General features: G+C 69.0%; 16 protein-coding genes and 2 pseudogenes. 10 read left to right on the top strand and 8 right to left on the bottom strand.

Features of this window, described 5'->3' with window-relative positions:
* Position 1: 1 nt before the first annotated feature.
* From lpxA to GVY41_RS04520, 6 genes and pseudogenes are all read left to right on the top strand, one after another.
* Positions 2-796, top strand: a complete 795-nt coding sequence (gene lpxA, locus GVY41_RS04545; RefSeq protein ID WP_161343277.1) for an acyl-ACP--UDP-N-acetylglucosamine O-acyltransferase — start codon at positions 2-4, stop codon at positions 794-796.
* Positions 793-1644, top strand: a complete 852-nt coding sequence (locus tag GVY41_RS04540) for an LpxI family protein (RefSeq protein WP_161343279.1) — start codon at positions 793-795, stop codon at positions 1642-1644. Before lpxA ends, GVY41_RS04540 begins: the two co-directional genes overlap by 4 nt.
* Positions 1641-2807: a lipid-A-disaccharide synthase gene (lpxB, locus tag GVY41_RS04535; RefSeq protein WP_268234493.1), complete on the top strand. Its 1167-nt coding sequence runs from the start codon at positions 1641-1643 to the stop codon at positions 2805-2807. The genes GVY41_RS04540 and lpxB overlap by 4 nt, the downstream gene beginning before the upstream one ends.
* The gene (gene alaE, locus GVY41_RS04530; protein WP_161343281.1) at positions 2804-3238 is read left to right on the top strand and encodes an L-alanine exporter AlaE; all 435 of its coding nucleotides are present in this window, start codon (positions 2804-2806) and stop codon (positions 3236-3238) included. The genes lpxB and alaE overlap by 4 nt, the downstream gene beginning before the upstream one ends.
* A 94-nt stretch (positions 3239-3332) precedes the next feature.
* A pseudogene (locus GVY41_RS04525) lies at positions 3333-3614 on the top strand (Lrp/AsnC family transcriptional regulator); the annotation flags it as partial.
* Positions 3615-3759: 145 nt separating this feature from the next.
* Positions 3760-4290, top strand: a pseudogene (locus GVY41_RS04520) (LysE family translocator); the annotation flags it as partial.
* 133 nt (positions 4291-4423) lie between these two features.
* On the opposite strand, the gene GVY41_RS04515 reads toward GVY41_RS04520, so the two are convergent.
* Positions 4424-5596 (bottom strand): pyridoxal phosphate-dependent aminotransferase, encoded by a 1173-nt coding sequence (locus GVY41_RS04515; protein ID WP_161343283.1) that lies wholly within the window; start codon positions 5594-5596, stop codon positions 4424-4426.
* Positions 5597-6044: 448 nt separating this feature from the next.
* Between GVY41_RS04515 and cysS the strand changes: the two genes are divergently transcribed.
* Genes cysS through GVY41_RS04500 form a run of 3 tightly spaced genes read left to right on the top strand, consistent with a single transcriptional unit; the run spans position 6045 to position 9924 of the window.
* A complete protein-coding gene (gene cysS, locus GVY41_RS04510; RefSeq protein WP_161343285.1) occupies positions 6045-7511 on the top strand; it encodes a cysteine--tRNA ligase in 1467 nt (488 codons plus the stop codon).
* Entirely contained in the window at positions 7508-9151 is a 1644-nt protein-coding gene (gene cimA, locus GVY41_RS04505; protein WP_161343288.1) for a citramalate synthase, read from the top strand. The genes cysS and cimA overlap by 4 nt, the downstream gene beginning before the upstream one ends.
* Entirely contained in the window at positions 9148-9924 is a 777-nt protein-coding gene (locus tag GVY41_RS04500) for a squalene/phytoene synthase family protein (RefSeq protein ID WP_161343290.1), read from the top strand. Before cimA ends, GVY41_RS04500 begins: the two co-directional genes overlap by 4 nt.
* An 88-nt stretch (positions 9925-10012) precedes the next feature.
* Here the strand turns inward: GVY41_RS04500 and GVY41_RS04495 are convergent, their stop codons facing one another.
* From GVY41_RS04495 to GVY41_RS04470, 6 genes are all read right to left on the bottom strand, one after another.
* Positions 10013-11764, bottom strand: a complete 1752-nt coding sequence (locus GVY41_RS04495; protein ID WP_161343292.1) for a SulP family inorganic anion transporter — start codon at positions 11762-11764, stop codon at positions 10013-10015.
* Between the two features lie 43 nt (positions 11765-11807).
* A complete protein-coding gene (locus GVY41_RS04490; RefSeq protein WP_161343294.1) occupies positions 11808-12227 on the bottom strand; it encodes a TIGR01244 family sulfur transferase in 420 nt (139 codons plus the stop codon).
* 180 nt (positions 12228-12407) lie between these two features.
* On the bottom strand, positions 12408-13271 hold the full coding sequence (locus tag GVY41_RS04485) for an MBL fold metallo-hydrolase (protein ID WP_161343296.1): 864 nt from the start codon (positions 13269-13271) through the stop codon (positions 12408-12410).
* An 88-nt stretch (positions 13272-13359) separates the two neighbouring features.
* Positions 13360-14046: a ribulose-phosphate 3-epimerase gene (rpe, locus tag GVY41_RS04480; protein ID WP_161343298.1), complete on the bottom strand. Its 687-nt coding sequence runs from the start codon at positions 14044-14046 to the stop codon at positions 13360-13362.
* An 87-nt stretch (positions 14047-14133) separates the two neighbouring features.
* A complete protein-coding gene (locus tag GVY41_RS04475) occupies positions 14134-14829 on the bottom strand; it encodes a L,D-transpeptidase (RefSeq protein ID WP_161343300.1) in 696 nt (231 codons plus the stop codon).
* Positions 14830-14876: 47 nt separating this feature from the next.
* Positions 14877-15200 (bottom strand): hypothetical protein, encoded by a 324-nt coding sequence (locus GVY41_RS04470; RefSeq protein WP_161343301.1) that lies wholly within the window; start codon positions 15198-15200, stop codon positions 14877-14879.
* A 227-nt stretch (positions 15201-15427) separates the two neighbouring features.
* Here GVY41_RS04470 and GVY41_RS04465 point away from each other — a divergent pair, with 227 nt between their 5' ends.
* Complete coding sequence (locus tag GVY41_RS04465; protein ID WP_161343303.1) at positions 15428-16420, top strand: IS30 family transposase; 993 nt, start codon at positions 15428-15430, stop codon at positions 16418-16420.
* Between the two features lie 55 nt (positions 16421-16475).
* On the opposite strand, the gene GVY41_RS04460 is transcribed toward GVY41_RS04465, so the two are convergent.
* Positions 16476-17663 carry a cytochrome-c peroxidase gene (locus GVY41_RS04460; protein ID WP_161343305.1) on the bottom strand — a complete coding sequence of 396 codons (1188 nt, stop codon included), beginning with the start codon at positions 17661-17663 and terminating at the stop codon, positions 16476-16478.
* Between the last annotated feature and the right edge of the window lie 37 nt (positions 17664-17700).

Below are 17700 nucleotides of genomic sequence, written 5' to 3'. Positions count from 1 at the left end.
CATGACCATTGACGCCAGCGCCGTGATCCACCCCTCGGCCGTGGTCGAACCCGGCGCGGTGATCGGCGCGGGCTGCCGCATCGGCCCCTTCGCGCTGATCGGCCCCGAGGTGGTTCTGGCCGCCGGGGTCGAGGTGAAATCCCATGCCGTGATCACCGGGCAGACCTCGGTCGGCGAGGGCACCACGGTGTTTTCCTTCGCCGTGCTGGGGGAGGTGCCGCAGGATCTGAAATACAGGGGCGAGCGCACGCGGCTCACCATCGGCGCGCGCAACCGCATCCGCGAGCATGTGACGATGAACACCGGCACCGAGGGCGGCGGCGGCGAGACGGTGGTGGGGGACGATGGCCTGTTCATGGCCGGCTGCCATGTCGCGCATGATTGCCGCATCGGCAACAACGTGATCCTGGTCAATGGCTCTGCCGTGGCGGGGCATTGCGTGCTGGAGGATGGGGTGATCGTCGGCGGCATGTCCGGGGTGCATCAATGGGTGCGCATCGGCCGCGGCGCGATCATCGGCGCGGTGACGATGGTGACGGCCGATGTGGTCCCGCACGGGCTCGTGCAGGGCCCGCGCGGCACGCTGGACGGGCTGAACCTTGTCGGCCTCAAGCGCCGCGGCGTCGACCGGGCCGAGATCCACGGGCTGCGCGATCTCTATGAGGCGCTTGGCGAGGGCAATTTCCGCGAAACCGCGCGGCGGCTGGACGGCACCGTGCCGCCGGGCTCGCTGGCGGCAGAGGTGCTGGCCTTCATCCTCGGCCCCTCGGACCGCAGCTTCCTGACGCCTGCATGAGCGGCAAGCGAAACGGGGGGCTCGCCCTGATCGCCGGCACCGGCGCGCTGCCGGGGCTGCTGGCGGGCGCGCTGGACGCGCAGGGCGAGGGCTTCGTGCTGGCCGAGATGGAGGGCTTCCCCGCCTCGGTCGCCGGGCAGGACCCTGTGCGCTTTCGTGTCGAACGGCTGGTGCCGTTCCTTGACGATCTGCTCGCCCGCGGCGTCCGCCGCGTGGTCTTCGCCGGTGCCGTGCGCCGGCCGCGGCTCGACCCCTCCGCCATCGATGCTGGCACCGCCGCGCTGTTGCCCCGGCTGATGGCGGCAATGCAGGCGGGCGATGACGCCACCCTGCGCGCGGTGATCGGCATCTTCGAGGAACGCGGGCTGGAGGTGGTCGGCGCCGAGGCGGTGCTGCCGGAACTGGTGCCCGGGCCCGGGATTCTGACCGGCGCGCCGACCGAGGCCGACAGCAAGGACGCCGCCCGCGCCGCTTCCATCGTCGCGGCGCTTGGCAGCGTCGATGTGGGGCAGGGCGCCGTGGTGGCGCAGGGCCTGTGCCTTGCGGTCGAGGCGCTGCCGGGCACCGATGCGATGCTGGACTGGGTGGCGATAACTGGCGCCGGCCTGCGCCCCGATCCCTCGGGTGCGAAGGGCGTGTTCTACAAGGCGCCGAAGCCGGGGCAGGACCGCCGGGTGGACTTGCCCGCCCTTGGCCCCGAAACCGTCGCCCGCGCCGCCGCCGCCGGGCTCGCCGGGATCGTCTGGGAGGCGGGCGGCGTGATCTGCCTGAGCCGCGCCGAGATGGTCGCGGATGCCGAAGCGGCGGGGCTGTTCCTCTGGGCCCGAGACCCCGGGACCGAACCGTGAGCCCGGTCTTGTTCCTGATCGCCGGCGAGGCCTCCGGCGACAAGCTGGGCGCGGCGCTGATGGCCGGTCTCAAGCAACTGGCCCCCGATGTGCGCTTCGCAGGCGTCGGTGGCCCGGCGATGCAGGCCGAGGGGTTGCAAGGCCTTTTCCCGATGGAAGAGCTGTCGGTGATGGGCCTGATGGAGGTGCTGCCGAAATACCGCGCGCTGAAGCGGCGCATCGCGCAGACGGCGCAGGCGGTCACGGACCTTGCCCCCGATGCGCTGATCGGTATCGACAGCCCGGATTTCTGCCTGCGCGTCGCGGGGCTCGCGCGAAAAGCGAACCCCGGCTTGCGCACCATGCACTATGTCGCGCCCTCGGTCTGGGCCTGGCGCCCGGGCCGCGCCGCCAAGATGGCACCGGTGATCGACCATGTGCTGGCGCTTCTGCCCTTCGAGCCGCCCTATATGGAGGCGGCCGGAATGACCTGCGATTTCGTCGGCCATCCGGTGGTGGCCGAGCCGGTGGCCACCCCCGAGCAGGCCGCCGCCTTCCGCGCCGCGCATGGCATTGCGCCCGATGCGCCGCTGGTGCTCGCCCTGCCCGGATCGCGCCGCGGCGAGGTCAACCGCATCGGCCCGACCTTCGACGAGGCGCTGATGCGGGTGCGCGACCGGGTGCCCGAACTGCGCGTGGTGCTGCCCACGGTGCGCGGCGTGGCCCCGCTGGTGCGCGAGATGTCGGCGCGCTGGCCCGTCGCCCCGGTGATCGTCGAGGCGCCCGAGGACAAGCGCGCCGCCTTCGCCGCCGCCGATCTTGCGCTGGCCGCCTCGGGCACCGTCAGCCTGGAGCTCGCCGCCAGCGCCACGCCGATGGTGATCGCCTATGACATGGCCTGGCTCAGCCGCCAGATCATCGCGCGGATGCTGCGGGTCGATACGGTGACGCTGGTGAACCTCGTATCCGAGACGCGGGCGATCCCCGAATATCTCGGCCGCCGTTGCACCCCGGCGCTGATTGCCCCGGCGCTGCTGGAACTGCTGGAGGATGACGAGGCGCAGGCCGCACAACGCGAGGCGATGCGCCTGACGATGGAGCGGCTGGGGGCAGGGGGCGAGGCCCCGGGGCTCAGGGCCGCGCGGTCGGTGCTGGCGCATCTGCCAGGGCCCCCGCAAGCATGAGCCGGTCGTGGCTCGCCGACACCGCCGCGCTCCTCAGCTTCTTCACCGTCACCGGCCTCCTCAACGAGCGCTTCATCGCCGGGATGACCTGGGATCAGGTGCTGCACGCCCGGCTGCTGGGGGCTGCGCTGATGGTCCCGGTGGGGCGGCCCTATGGCCTCTGGCGCGACTGGATGCTGCGCCACGCCGGGGCCAGCCGCGCCTCGCAGATCCTGTGGGACAGCCTCGCGCTGATGAGCTTTCAGGTGCCGATCTATGCCGCGATCCTTGCCGTCAGTGGCGCCACCGGCGGCAGCCTGCTGCGCGGCACCCTTGGCGCTGCGGTGATCATGCTGGCGCTCGGGCGCCCCTATGGCGCGTATCTCAACCTCGTGCGGCGGCTGTTCGGGCTGCCGCCGGGCGGCGCGAGGCCGATGTCGCTGAACAGCTGAGCAGAGAGCCGGACAGGCGGATTTTTCTTGCGAAGCGCTTCTGACAGGAGTGTTTGCGGTCATGTAGAACTTTTACCACAGGTATCACTGCAAGCTGATCGAGGCCCGTTCCGAGGACGCCCGCCAGCCGCTCTCGGCCCTCGGCGCCGCCGTCGGCCTATCGCAATCCGCGCTCAACGAACGCATCCGGCGGCTGACCGAGCGCGGCGCGATCCGCCGCGTGATGGCCGACAGCGACCCCGCCGCGCTTGGCCTGCCAGTGCTGGCCTTCGTCTGGCTGGCGCTGGCCGAGGGCGCCAGCGAGGCCGGCTTCCGCGCCCATGCCGCCGCCGATCCCGCCATCACCGCCTGCCACCATGTCACCGGGCCCTGGCCCTATCTGATCCAGGTGCGGCTGCCCTCGCTGGCCGGGGTGGAGCCGTTCCTCGCCGCGCTGAAATCCGGCGGCTGGCTCGGCCGCAGCGAGACCATCCTGGCGCTGACCGAGGTGGTCGCGCCGCCCTTCCCTATCGGGGGGACTGATGCTGGTCCTGTTCGGCACCGCCGTGGCGATGGGGCTGGCCATCGCCGCGCCCTTCGGCCCCATCGGCGCGCGCTGCATCGAGCGCACGCTGCGCGGCGGTTTTCGCGCCGGGATGGCTGGCGGCCGTGGCACTGCGCTCGCCGATGCGCTGTTCGCGGCGCTGGCGGCGGCGGGCTTTGCCAGCTTTGCCGCCACGGTGGCGCTGATCGAGCGGCCACTGGGGCTGATCGGCGGCGCGTTCCTGATCTGGCTGGGCCTGCGCGCCCTGCGCCCGGCGCCGCCGGTGGCGACAGAGGCGGCCAAGGCCCCGCCCGGCGCGCTGGCGGGGTTGGCCACCACCTTCGGCCTGACACTGGCCAACCCCGCCACCATCCTCAACTTCGCCGCGATCTTCGCCGGACTCGGCCTCGCCCGCACCGCCGGCCCCGGCGAAGCGGTCGCGGTCGTGACCGGCATCTTCACCGGCTCGCTGCTGTGGTGGGCACTGCTGTCGGGCACCGTCGCCCTGCTGCGCAACCGCCTGCCGCAAGGCTTCGCCCGCGGCACGGCGCTCGCCTCGGGCACGGTGATGCTGGGCTTCGGGATCTGGGCGCTGGCGGTCCAGGTTTGCGCGCCGCCGCGCGCGGGCGGTCCAGGTTTGCGCGCCGCCGCCCGCGGGCGGTCTAAGGCAGCAGCCGGTCGGCAAAGCCCGCCAGCCGGGCCATCGCCTCGGCGAAATCCTCATCGGGAATGGTCATCGCCACACGGCAATGCCCCGCCGCCGGCGCGCCAAAGCTCTCGCCCGGCATCACCGCGATGCGCTCCTCCTCCAGCAGCCGCTCGGCAAAGGCATTGCCGGAAAGCCCGGTGGCGCGGATGTCGAGCATCACATACATCGCCCCCGCCGAGGGGATCGCCCGGATCGCCTGCGAGCCGGCCAGCGCCCGTGCCGCAATCTCGCGCCGCCGCCGGAACGGGTCCGCGATGGTGGCCTCGAAGCCCTCGCCCTGCGCCAGCGCATGCAGCGCGGCATGCTGGATGAAGGCTGGCACCCCATAGGTGGTGACGGTCGACAGGAGGGTAATCGCCTCCACCACCGCCTCCGGCGCCACCACCCATCCCAGGCGCGAGCCGGTCATCGCATGGCTTTTCGACATCGAGCCGATCACCACCGTGCGCTCCGCCATCCCCGGCAGGGCGCGAGGGGAAAGATGCGCACTCTCCCAGACCTGGGTGTCATAGACCTCGTCCGAGATCAGCCACAGATCGGCTTCGCGCACCGCGCCGGCGATCCCCTCCAGCGTGCCCCGCCCATAGATCACCCCGGTCGGGTTGTTGGGCGAGTTGATCAGCAGGGTGCGCGCGCCCGAGGCCGCGGCCAGGATCGCCGCCGCCTCCGGCTGGAAATCGTGCGAGGAGCGCGTCGCCACCGCCACCGCCTCGGCCCCCGTCGCGCGGATCGTGCCGGGATAGGTCGGATAGAACGGCGCGCAGTAAAGCCCGGTATCGCCCCGGTCCAGCAGCGCCATATGCGCCGAGAACAGCGCCGACTGCCCGCCGGGCGTGACCACGATATTCTCCGCCCGCGTCGCCACGCCGGTGCGCGCCTGCACCCGGCCCGCAATCGCCGCCCGCAGCTCCGGCAGCCCGGCACCGAAGGTGTAGCCGGTATGCCCTGCCATCGCCGCGCCATGCATCGCCGTCAGGATCGCCGCATCGGTCTTCACGTCATGCTCGCCGATGGTCAGGTTCAGCACCCGCTCCCCGGCCCGGATCATCTCGCGGGTGCGGTAATAGATGCCCCAGCCATCGCCGTCCGTGCCGGCAATATGGGCAATGCGGGGGGCGAGGTGCATGGGGATCTCCGGTGAATGATCCGCAGAGGGAGCATGAACCACCGGGCCGGGGCAAGGGCCGGTGCTGTCACCGTTACAATGTTTGCCGGCGGGGAAGCGAGGGGGGCCGTCTGCCCCCCTCTTGGCGCGTGCCGCGCCAATTCACCCCCCGAGGATATTTCTGCCAGCAAGAAGCACCAAGCGCGCGCTGCCCCCTTCTTGCTGGCTCAAATATCCTCCGGGGGTCCGGGGGTGGAAAACCCCCGGCGCTGGCCGCGCGCGCCGGATTTTCCTTGGCAGCGCGCCCGCGCCGCGCTACTTGAGTGCGCATGGAACGCCAGCACATCGCCCGCATCTGCTGCATTACCGGCTGACACGCGTCAGGCGGGCTGTTCCTCTGTTTCAAAGCCAGATCGAACCCGAACCCCCGCCGCCGGAAGTGCAGCGCCAAGGGGCGCGAGGAGGGATCATGGTTGAGATCAGGCTTCACGACAGCCGCACCCGCCGCAAGGTTGCCCTTGCGCCGCTGGACCCGACGAATGTGCGGATGTATGTCTGCGGTCCCACCGTCTATGACCGCGCGCATCTGGGCAATGCCCGGCCGGTGGTGGTGTTCGACACGCTCTACCGGCTGCTGCGGCATGTCTATGGGGCGGACCACGTCACCTATGTGCGCAACTTCACCGATGTCGATGACAAGATCAACGCCGCCGCGCAGGCGCTGAAGGCTTCGGGCGATCCGCGCAGCCTGGAAGAGCTGATCGCCGCGCGCAGCGACGAGACCATCGGCTGGTATCACGCCGACATGGACGCGCTCGGCGCCCTGCGCCCCGATCTCGAGCCGCGCGCCACCGCCTACATCGCCCCGATGATCGCCATGATCGAGACCTTGATCGCCCGCGGCCACGCCTATGAAGCCGAGGGCCATGTGCTCTTTGACGTGCGCAGCTACCCCGCCTATGGCGCCCTCTCGGGCCGCAGCGTCGATGACATGATCGCCGGCGCCCGGGTCGAGGTTGCCCCCTACAAGCGCGACCCGATGGATTTCGTGCTGTGGAAACCCTCGGGCCCCGACCTGCCGGGCTGGGACAGTCCCTGGGGCCGCGGCCGCCCCGGCTGGCATATCGAATGCTCGGCGATGAGCCATGAGCTGCTGGGGCCGTCCTTCGACATCCATGGCGGCGGCATCGACCTGCAATTCCCGCATCATGAGAACGAGATCGCCCAAAGCTGCTGCGCCCATCCCGAGGGCGGCTTTGCCGGCATCTGGATGCATAACGAGATGCTGCTGGTCGAGGGCAAGAAGATGTCCAAGAGCCTGGGGAATTTCTTCACGGTGCGGGATTTGCTGGATCAGGGCGTGCCGGGGGAGGTGATCCGGTTCGTGTTCTTGTCCACGCATTATAGCAAGCCGATGGACTGGACGGCGGAGAAGGCGGCACAGGCGGAGGCGACCCTGAGGAAGTGGCGGGGTGCATTAACGGGAGTGGCGCCGAGTGCGCCTGACGACATGGTTGTTGTATCACTAGAAGACGACCTAAACACCCACAACGCAATTCGACAGTTGCACGGTCTCTATGATCGCCTAGACCTTGTGCGAAAGGTCGAAAATTACGGCCACCCTTTAGACCGAGCTCAACTCGTTGAACCCGGGGCCGTGATCGAGGCCCGCTTTCTTGCCTCGGCTCAGCTTCTTGGCCTGCTGACGCCCGATATGGTGGATTGGGCTTCGGTCCCTTTCGCCGACTTGTCCGGACCGACCGCGCGTCTGACCGCTCTGCGCGCTGACGCTATGGCGACCAAGGACTTCTCTGCCGTCGATGCGATGAAAGCGGCGCTGGTCGCAGCTGGCCTGGAAGTGCGCATGTCCAAGGCGGGTGTCGAATTGGTCCCGGGTGCGGGGTTCGACCCCGCCAAGCTGGAGTCCCTCAAATGACCCCCGCGCCAGCCGCCCTGCCAGCCCGCACCCGCCTCCACCTCTACGACACAACCCTGCGCGACGGCCAGCAGACCCAGGGCGTCCAATTCTCCGCCCTTGAAAAGACCCGCATCGCCGCCGCGCTCGATGCCATCGGCATCGACTATATCGAGGGCGGCTGGCCCGGCGCGAACCCGACCGACTCCGAGTTCTTCGACAGCCGCCCGCAGACCCGCGCCACCTTCTCCGCCTTTGGCATGACCAAGCGCTCGGGGCGCTCGGCGGAAAACGATGACGTGCTGGCGGCGGTGCTGAACGCGAACACGCCTGCCGTCTGCCTCGTCGGCAAGGCGCATGAGTTTCATGTGACCACCGCGCTTGGCATTCCGCTGGACGAGAACCTCGACAACATCCGCGCCTCCATCGCCCATCTCGTCGCCCAGGGCCGCGAGGCGCTGTTCGATGCCGAGCATTTCTTTGACGGCTACCGCGCCAACCCGGCCTATGCGCTCGACTGCCTCCACGCCGCCCACGGTGCCGGCGCCCGCTGGATCGTGCTCTGCGACACCAATGGCGGCACGCTGCCGGCAGAGATCGGCCGCATCACCGCCGAGGTGATTGCGGCAGGCATCCCCGGCGACCGGCTCGGCATCCACTGCCATGACGATACCGGCAATGCTGTCGCCGGATCCTTGGCGGCGGTCGATGCCGGGGCGCGGCAGATCCAGGGCACGCTGAACGGGCTGGGGGAGCGCTGCGGCAATGCCAACCTCACCACGCTGATCCCGACGCTGCTGCTGAAGCCCCCCTATGCGGGCCGCTACGAGACGGGGATCACGCGCGAGGCGCTGGCCGGCCTCACCCGCCTCAGCCGGATGCTGGACGATATCCTCAACCGCGTGCCGCTGCGCGCGGCGCCCTATGTCGGGGCCTCGGCCTTCGCCCATAAGGCCGGCCTCCATGCCTCGGCGATCCTCAAGGATCCCTCGACCTATGAGCATGTGGACCCGGCCCTTGTCGGCAATGACCGGGTGATCCCGATGTCGAACCAGGCCGGGCAGTCGAACCTGCGCGCGCGGCTGGTGGCGGCGGGCCTTGCCGTGGCTCCGGGCGATCCGGCGCTGGCGCGGATCCTCGATGCGGTGAAGGCGCGCGAGGATCAAGGCTATGCCTATGACGGCGCTCAGGCCAGCTTCGAGCTGGTGGCGCGGCGGGAACTGGGCCTCTTGCCGCGGTATTTCGAGGTGGAGCGCTACCGGGTCACGGTGGAACGCCGCCATCAGTCGGGGCGCGCCGTCAGCCTGTCCGAGGCGGTGGTGGTGGTGCGCATCGGCGGCCAGACCATGCTGTCGGTGTCGGAATCGCAGGACGAGACCGGCGCCGACCGCGGGCCGGTCAACGCGCTGTGGACGGCGCTGGCCAAGGATCTGGGGCCCTACCAGTGCCTGATCGACGACATGAAGCTGGTGGATTTCAAGGTCCGCATCACCCAAGGCGGCACCGAGGCGGTGACCCGGGTCATCATCGATAGCGAGGATGCCGCCGGCCATCGCTGGTCCACCGTCGGCGTCTCGCCCAACATCGTCGATGCCAGCTTCGAGGCGCTGCTGGATGCGGTCATCTGGAAGCTCGCCCGCGACGGCGCGACCCTGCCATGAGCCTTCATGCCTGCGCCGCGCTGGTCGAGACCGGGGACCCCGACCGCTTCCTCGCCGCGATGGCCGCGCCCCCCGCGGCCCGCGCCCGGCTCTGGCCGCTCTATGCCCTGAACCTGGAGCTCGCGCGCGCGCCCTGGGCCTCGGCCGAGCCGCTGGTGGCAGAGATGCGCCTGCAATGGTGGGTGGATACGCTGGACCGGATCGCGGCCGGCGAGCGCCCGCGCACGCATGAGGTGGCCGGGCCTCTGGCCGACCTCATCGCCGAAACCGGCCAACCGGTCGCGCCGCTGCAAGCGATTGCCGAGGCGCGGCGGCTGGATTGTTGGGGCGAGCCTTTCGCCGGCACTGACGACCTGCTGGCCTACCTCGGCGACACCGCCGGCAACCTGATGCTGGCCGCCGGGCAAGCCCTCGGCGCGCCGGAGGCCGCCCATACCGCGCTGCAGGACGCCGGCCTCGCGACCGGTATCGCCAACTGGCTGGTCGCGGTGCCGGACCTGATCGCGCGGGGCAGGGCGCCGCTGCCCGATCCCGGACCCGAAGCCATCGCCGCCTTGGCCCGCACCGGCCTCGCCAGCCTCACCCGCGCCCGCAACGCCCGCAGCGCGCTCCCCGCCGCCGCCATCCCCGCGCTCTACCCGGCTTGGCAGACAGGCGCGCTCCTCTCCCGCGCCGCCGCCGATCCGGGCCAGATAACCCAAACCCCGCTGCGACTCTCCGAATTCTCCCGCCGCGGCCGCCTGCTGCTCACCGCCGCCACCGGCCGGATCTGACCGTCTTTCCCGTTCTTGCTGGCAAAAATATCCTCGGGGGGTTCCGGGGGGCAGAAGGCCCCCCGGCTTCCTTGAACCCGGCCTCCGCCTATTCGCTCCGCCCCGCCGCCCGCACCCGCGCCGTCACCTCGGGCGCCAGCGCCCGCATCGCGTCATGCTGGGTCATGTAGACCTTCCCGCTCAACTCCTGCAGGAAATGCCCGCGCCTCAGCTTGTCCATCACCGGCCCCTTCACCTCGGACAGGTGCAGCGTCACCCCGGCATCGCGCAGCCGGCTGTTGATCGCCTCGAGGCTCTCGAAGGCCGAGGCATCGACATCGTTCACGGCAGGGCACATCAGCACCACATGGCGCAGGCCGGGGTCCGCCGCCACCCGGTCATAAACGGTGTCCTCCAGGAACCGGGCATTGGCGAAATAGAGGCTCTCATCCACCCTTATCGTCAGCACCTCCGGCACCGTCACCACCGCATGGCGCAGCACGTTGCGGAAATGCTCGGTCCCCGGCACCTGGCCCACGACGGCGACATGCGGGCGCGAGGTGCGGAAGAGGTGCAGGCCGAGGCTGAGGATCACCCCGGCCGAGATCCCGGCCTCCACCCCCACAACCAGCGTCACCAGCATCGTGGCCAGCATCGCCGCGAAATCGGTGCGCGACAGCACCCAGGTCCGGCGCAAGGCGCCAAGGTCCACCAGGCTCAGCACCGCCACCACGATGGTCGCGGCCAGCGTCGCCTTGGGCAGGTAGTGCAGCAAGGGCGTCAGGAACAGCACCGCCAGCGCCATGCCCACTGCGGTAAAGGCGCCCGCCGCGGGCGTCTCGGCCCCGGCGTCGAAGTTCACCACCGACCGCGCAAATCCCCCCGTCACCGGAAAGCCGCCCGACAGCGCCGATCCCAGATTGGCCCCGCCAAGCGCCAGCAGCTCCTGATCGGGGTCGATGCGCTGGCGGCGCTTGGCTGCCAGCGTCTGCGCGACAGAGATGGTCTCGACATAGCCGACGATCGAGATCAGCAGCGCCGGCACCGCGATCTGCGCCCAGAGGCCAAGGTCGAGCGGCGGCAGGCTCGGCACCGGCAATCCCCCCGGCACCTCGCCGACCAGCGCCACGCCCCGCGCCTCCAGCCCCAGCCCCCAGGCCGCCAGCGTGGTCAGCGCCACCGCCGCCACCGGGGCGGCGCGCACCACCATGCCGGCAGGGCGCGCCTGCCAGCCGCGGGCGCGCAGCAACGGCGCAAGACCCCGGCGTGACCACAGCAGGAACCCCACCGCCGCCGCGCCAATCACCAGAGTCGGCAGGTTCACCCCGCCAAGGCCGCGCAGCAGCGATCCCAGCAGCTCGGGCAGCGTCTGCCCGCCCGCCTTGATCCCCAGCAGATGCGGCAGCTGGCTGGCCGCGATCAGCAGGCCCGAGGCAGAGATGAACCCCGAAATCACCGGATGGCTGAGGAAGTTGGCGATGAACCCCAGCCGCAGCGCGCCCATCGCCAGCAGCATCAGCCCCGACAGAAACGCCAGCGCGATCGCCGCGCCCAGATATTCGGGCGTGCCCTGCGCCGCCAGCTTGCCCACCGCCGCCGCGGTCATCAGGCTGGCCACCGCCACCGGCCCCACCGCCAGCGTGCGCGAGCTGCCCATCAGCGCGTAGATCAGCAAGGGCGCGATCGAGGCGTAAAGCCCCACCTCGGCGGGCAGCCCCGCCAGCAGCGCATAGGCCAGCGATTGCGGGATCAGCATGATCGTCACGATCACCGCCGCAATCAGGTCATTGGCGGCGCTCGCGCGGGTATAGGCCGCGCCCCAGGTCAGGATCGGGAACAGGCGACGAAGGGCAGGGGGCATTGCCAGGGTCCAGTTCAGCAACGGGGGCGGCCTGCGCCCCGGCTCAGCTGCGCGCGGTCAGGAACGGCACCAGGGATTGCAGGTCGTAGCCGCCGCGATTGCCGGCCTCCACGATCTCGTCCACCGGGCGCTTGTCCGCCTCGGCCAGCGCCCAAAGCATCGTAGAGCGGGTGCCCGACCGGCAATAGGCCAGGATCGGCATCTCGCATTCGGCCAGCGCGTCCTGCATCCCGGCGATCAGATCGTCCGGGAAGGCGCCGGGGAAGACCGGCAGATAGCGGAACTCCATCCCGGCGGCGCGGGCCGCTGCCTCCATCTCGGCGGCATCGGGCTGGCCCGGCTGCTCGCCATCGGGGCGGTTGCACAGGATGGTGCGAAAGCCCTGCGCGGCCGCCTCTGCCATCTCGGACGTCTCCAGCTGCGGTGCGGCGGCAAAGCCATCCACGATCTGCCTGATATCCATGTCGATCTCCCCTGATGCGCGTGTCTTGGGTCTGTCGCATCTGGCGGGGCTTTCGGCAACGGGGTTTCAAGGGATCGTGTGTCAGAGAGAGGTTGCTTTTTCCCGGAACAAGGCGCCTTGGCGCCGCCGGGCAGCGCCCACCCGGCGGACAGGCACTGCCCTGGGTCTGAGCATGTCCCCTCAAATCGCGTTGATCGGCAGCTTCAGGAAGGTCTTGCCCTGGTCATCCGCAGGCGGCATCTGGCCGGCGCGCATGTTCACCTGCAAGGACGGGATGATCAGCCGCGGCATCGCCAGAGTCGCGTCGCGCGCCTCGCGCAGCGCCACGAACTCCGCGCCGGGGCGGCCAGAGCCCACATGCACGTTCTTCGCCTTCTGCTCGGCCACCGTCGTCTCCCAGGCATAGGCCTCGCGTCCCGGCACCAGGTAGTCATGGCCGACGAAGATGCGGGTTTCGTCCGGCAGCGCCAGGATCTTCTGGATCGAGGCGAACAGGGTTTCCGCCGAGCCGCCCGGGAAATCGCAACGCGCCGTGCCGAAATCGGGCATGAACAGCGTGTCGCCGACAAAGGCCGCATCGCCGATCACATAGGTCATGCAGGCAGGCGTATGGCCCGGCGTGTGCAGCACCTGCGCCTGCAGCGCGCCGACGGTAAAGGTATCGCCCTCCTCGAACAGCTTGTCGAACTGGCTGCCATCACGCTGAAACTCGGTGCCCTCGTTGAAGATCTTGCCGAAGGTGTGCTGCACCACGGTGATGCGCTCGCCGATGCCGATCTTGCCGCCGGCGCGGGCCTGGATATAGGGCGCGGCAGACAGATGGTCGGCATGGACATGGGTCTCGAGGATCCACTCGACCCGCAGCCCCTCTGCCGCCACATGCGCCAGGATCGCATCGGCGGAACGGGTATCGGTGCGGCCGGTGGGGAAGTCGAAATCCAGCACCGAATCGACGATGGCGCAGGCCGGGCTGCCTGGGTCCCGGGCGACATAGCTGATGGTGTTGGTGGCCTCGTCGAAGAAGGCAGCGATGTCGGGGGTCATGGCGGGCTCCGCAGGAGTGACTGCAGCCGATATACGCTCCGGCCAACACATACCAACCCACGAATGTATCCCCGCGGCAGCGTGTCGCTTACAGCGCCGCCTCTGCCGCCGCCCGGATCGCGCGGATATTGGCGCCGTAGGGGGAGGGGTCGCTGACCGACCCGCCCTTGAAGACCGCCGAGCCGGCGACCAGCACATCGGCGCCCGCCGCCGCCACCAGCGGTGCGGTGATGGGGGTCACGCCGCCGTCGATCTCGATATGGATCGGGCGATCCCCAATCAGCGCGCGCAACCGGCGCACCTTGTCCACCTGCGAGGCGATGAAGGACTGCCCGCCGAAGCCCGGGTTGACGGTCATCACGCAGACGAGGTCGAGCATGTCGAGCAGGTTTTCCACCCCGTCCAGCCCGGTGCCGGGGTTGATGGCCAGACCGGCCTTTTTTCCCGTGTTCCGAATGGCTTGCAAGGTACGGTGAATGTGCGGGCCGGCTTCGATATGCGCGGTGATCACGTCAGCACCCGCCGCCGCGAACGCCTCGATGTAGGGATCGACCGGCGCGATCATCAGGTGGACGTCCATCACGCCCTTGATATGCGGCCGGATCGCGGCGCAGGTGGCGGGGCCGAAGGTGATGTTCGGCACGAAATGGCCGTCCATCACGTCCACATGCACCCAGTCGGCACCCTCGGCTTCAATCGCGCGGCACTCCGCGCCGAAATTGGCGAAATCGGCGGAGAGGATCGAAGGGGCGATCTTGATGCGGCGGTCGAACATGCTGGCCCCTTTGGCTGTCCCGGTGTTGCGCCCGGCATAGCGCCAAGCCCGGTGCCGGTCCAGCCCCCGAAGGGGCCGGACATGCCGTCAGTAGACCCGGTTGCTGTGGCTTTCCGGCGCCGCCAGCACCCGCACCGGCACCCCGTCGCGCACCTGGTCATGCAGGTGGATCACGTCCTGATCCAGCAGCCGGATACAGCCCGAGGACACCTGCTGGCCAAGATATTGGGGCTCGCAGCCGCCGTGGATACGATAGAGCGTGTCCTCGCCATTCTGGAACAGATAGAGCGCCCGCGCCCCCAGCGGGTTGCCGGGGCCCGCATCCATGCCGCCATTGGCGATGGAATAGGGCTCCAGCGAGGGATCGCGCGCCACCATCTCGTCGGGCGGGGTCCAGCGCGGCCATTTGCGGCGGAACTGCAGCTTGGCGTCCCCGGTCCAGGAGAAGGCAGCCGCTCCGGTGCCGGCGCCATAGCGCAGGGCGCGGCCATCGGACTGGACGAGGTACAGAAGCCCGGCCGCCGGATCGACGACGATCATGCCCTCGGGCAGATCGGGCCAGGGGTTCGCCACCTCCTGCCGCCACAGCCGCTCGGGCACCACGCCCTCGGGCACCGCAGGCACCGGATGCGGCTCGTCCGGGATCGCACCATAGTGCGCGGGAAGCAGCGGGATCCGGCTGGGGGGAATGGTGCTGCGGCTGGTCACGTCGAGCGGGTCGCGGGAACAGGCGGCGACTGCGGCAACCGCTGCGAAGGCGGTGAAAGAACGTCTTGTAAGCATCTGAATTGTCCTGATCTTCTGGGGTTTCCCAACGGGCTTCTCTGCGGTCAGGCAGCCCTTGGCGGCCCCAGTGGCGGCTGCGTGCTGCGCCCGGGCGGCACCGGCATCAAGCGCGGCCCTGGCACGGCCAGATCCGCGGTCATCTGCGCATCGGTGCGCACCTCGGCCGGCGCGAGATCCAGCCCGCAGGGCGTGCCGGGCAAGGCGGGGCCGGGGCAGCGGTGCGTCGCGGTCACCCGAAGGGCCGGTTGTTCGGGCTCTGCGGAGAGCTCCATCGCTGTCTTCGCCTGGACAGCATGGCGCAGACCTTGACCGGCGCCCCAAGGCAGCAGCAAGGTCACGATCAGGCACAGGCAAAGGAGGCGCAGCATCGACATGCTTCTGCCATGCCAAGTCTCGGCAGAAGAGTCGATGCACAGGGCGGTCTTATAGGGAAAACTTCACGTGATCGGGGGCATGTTCAGGGCAATACGGCGCTCTGTGGCTTAACTTTATATTACATAATACCGATTATGGGCGGATTGGATATGATCTGGGTACATTCTAGTCTGGGTCGCGACATTTCCCCTATCCTGCTGGAAAGCAAGGAGGACGAAGGATGGCGCACAGAGAGTTGGACCTGAGTGAGCGGCGCAAGATCGATGACATGATCAGGGCCAAGGTGCCGGTCGATGAGATTGCGGCCGCCATGGGCAGGCATCGCTCCACGATTTATCGGGAGATCGGGCGCAATCGGTTTGTCGATCCGGAGCTGCCGTACCTGACCGGTTACTGGAGCATTGTGGCGCAGAACAAGGCAACTGCACGGCGCGCGCGCCGACGCAAACTGGTGCGGTTGCCTGCGCTGCTCGATGCTGTCGTCGATCGTCTGAAGGCCGGATGGTCGCCGGAACAGATCGCAGGCCGACTGCGCAGCGAAGGTCAGGCTGTCACTGTCTGCCACGAGACGATCTACGCCCATGTCTACAGCCGCGAAGGGCGTGCGGCCGAACTGGCCCGCCATCTGCCCGCCCGGCGACGGCAGCGCAGATCTCGCTTTGCAAGACGCCCGCAAGGCCTTGTGTTTCCTCCGGAACGCGCCATCCAGAACCGTCCGGACTGGGTCAAGGAGCGTTCCGTCTTTGGCGACTGGGAAGGCGATCTGATGATCTTTCGCCGCGAACATGGTCTGGCCAACGTCGCGTCCTTGGTGGAACGCAAGACCCGTTACGCCGTCCTGTTCCGCAACAATAACCGCAGCACCAAGCATCTGATGGACCGGCTGATGACCGCCATGGCCGCCCTGCCCCAGGCTGCGCGGCGATCCATCACCTTCGACCGCGGCATCGAGTTCTCCGGCTGGCGACGCCTCCAACAGGAGATCGGAACCGAGGCGTGGTTCTGCGACCCGCAGGCACCATGGCAGAAAGGCACGGTCGAGAACTTCAACAAACGCGCCAGACGCTATCTGCCCCGCGAGACTGTCGTTGCTGAGGTCCCTGATCGAGCAGTGGTGGCCATCTGCGCGCAACTGAACAACACCCCGCGCAAGTGCCTCGGATGGCAGACGCCGACCGAGGCGTTTCGGGCAGAAATCATGCGCCTGAGATAGCGGAACTTGTCGCAACGACCCTTGAATTCACACTCGCCAGCAGCAAAGCCCACCCTCACTCCTCCAGCAGATCCTCGAACCTCGCATCGGTCAGCGTCCCCAGAAACGCCACGATGGCGTCCACCCGCTTGTCATCGAGCGCCGGGCCATGCTCCAGCTCCTCCAGCGAAAGGTTCTCGGGCACCTCCGCAGGCTCCCATTCCTTGCCCGTCTCGGGGTTCACCAGCCGCGCTGCGTCGCGGGTGTTGTACTTGTTGTAGAACAGCACGACCGTCCGCAGATCGTCGAAGACGCCGTTATGCATATACGGCCCCGTCACCGCGACATTGCGCAGCGTCGGCACCTTGAAGCGGCCCGCGGCGTCCGGGTCCTGCACGCCCGGGTTCAGCGCCAGCCCAAGGTCCGGCACCGTCACGCCATTGACCTTGCGCGCGGCGCCATTGGCCGGCACGCCGATATTGTGGAACTCGTAATTGCTGAAGGTCTCATCCGCCGCCACCGGGCTGGCCCGCAGCTGGTGGCACTGGTTGCAATTGGTGAACTGCTCGGAAAAGAACAGCACCCGCCCCAGCTCTTCGTCGCGGGTCATCTTGTACTCACCGCGCAACCAGCGATCATATTTGGAATCGAACGGCGCGAATTCGTCGGTGGACTGGTACGCCGCCAGCGCTGCCCCCATCGCGGCATAGGCCGCCTCGGTATCGGCAAAGATCGCCGGGCCATAGAGCGCCTCGAAGGCGGTGCGGTAGTCCGGCTCGGCCGCCAGCCGGGCCACGACATCGGCACTTCCGGGCATCCCCATCTCGATCGGGTTCAGCGGCGGGCCGCCCGCCTGCTCTGCCAGATCCTTCGCGCGGCCGTCCCAGAACTGGCCGCCGACGAGGGTACCATCGGCAAGCCGTTGAAAGGACGGGCTGAACCTCGCGTAGCCGATGGCCGGCGCATTGCGGTCGCCAAGCGAGGCGCCATCATCGCCGAGGCTGACGGCATGGCCCGCCACGGTCTCGCGCGGGTCGGCATGGCCGGCGGAGGGATCATGGCAGGTGGCGCAGGACTGGCTGCGGTTCAGCGACAGGATCGGGTCGAAAAACAGCGCTTCGCCAAGGGATTCGGCGGTGGGAAAGGCCAGATCGCCGCCCTGCCCCGCCCGCAAGCCCCCGGCCAGCGGCAGCGCGACCAGTGTCGCAATCCCAAGGCCGAGAAGTGCCTTGCCAATCGGGGGCCGTGATCCTGACTGCGCCATACCGGGGCACCTCCATGCCGCAAGCGCCATCTCAACT

The organism is Frigidibacter albus (genome assembly GCF_009908165.1).
Taxonomy (GTDB): domain Bacteria; phylum Pseudomonadota; class Alphaproteobacteria; order Rhodobacterales; family Rhodobacteraceae; genus Frigidibacter; species Frigidibacter albus.
The sequence above is the reverse complement of the archived record's forward strand: the minus strand, read 5'-3'. Positions and strand labels throughout refer to the sequence as shown.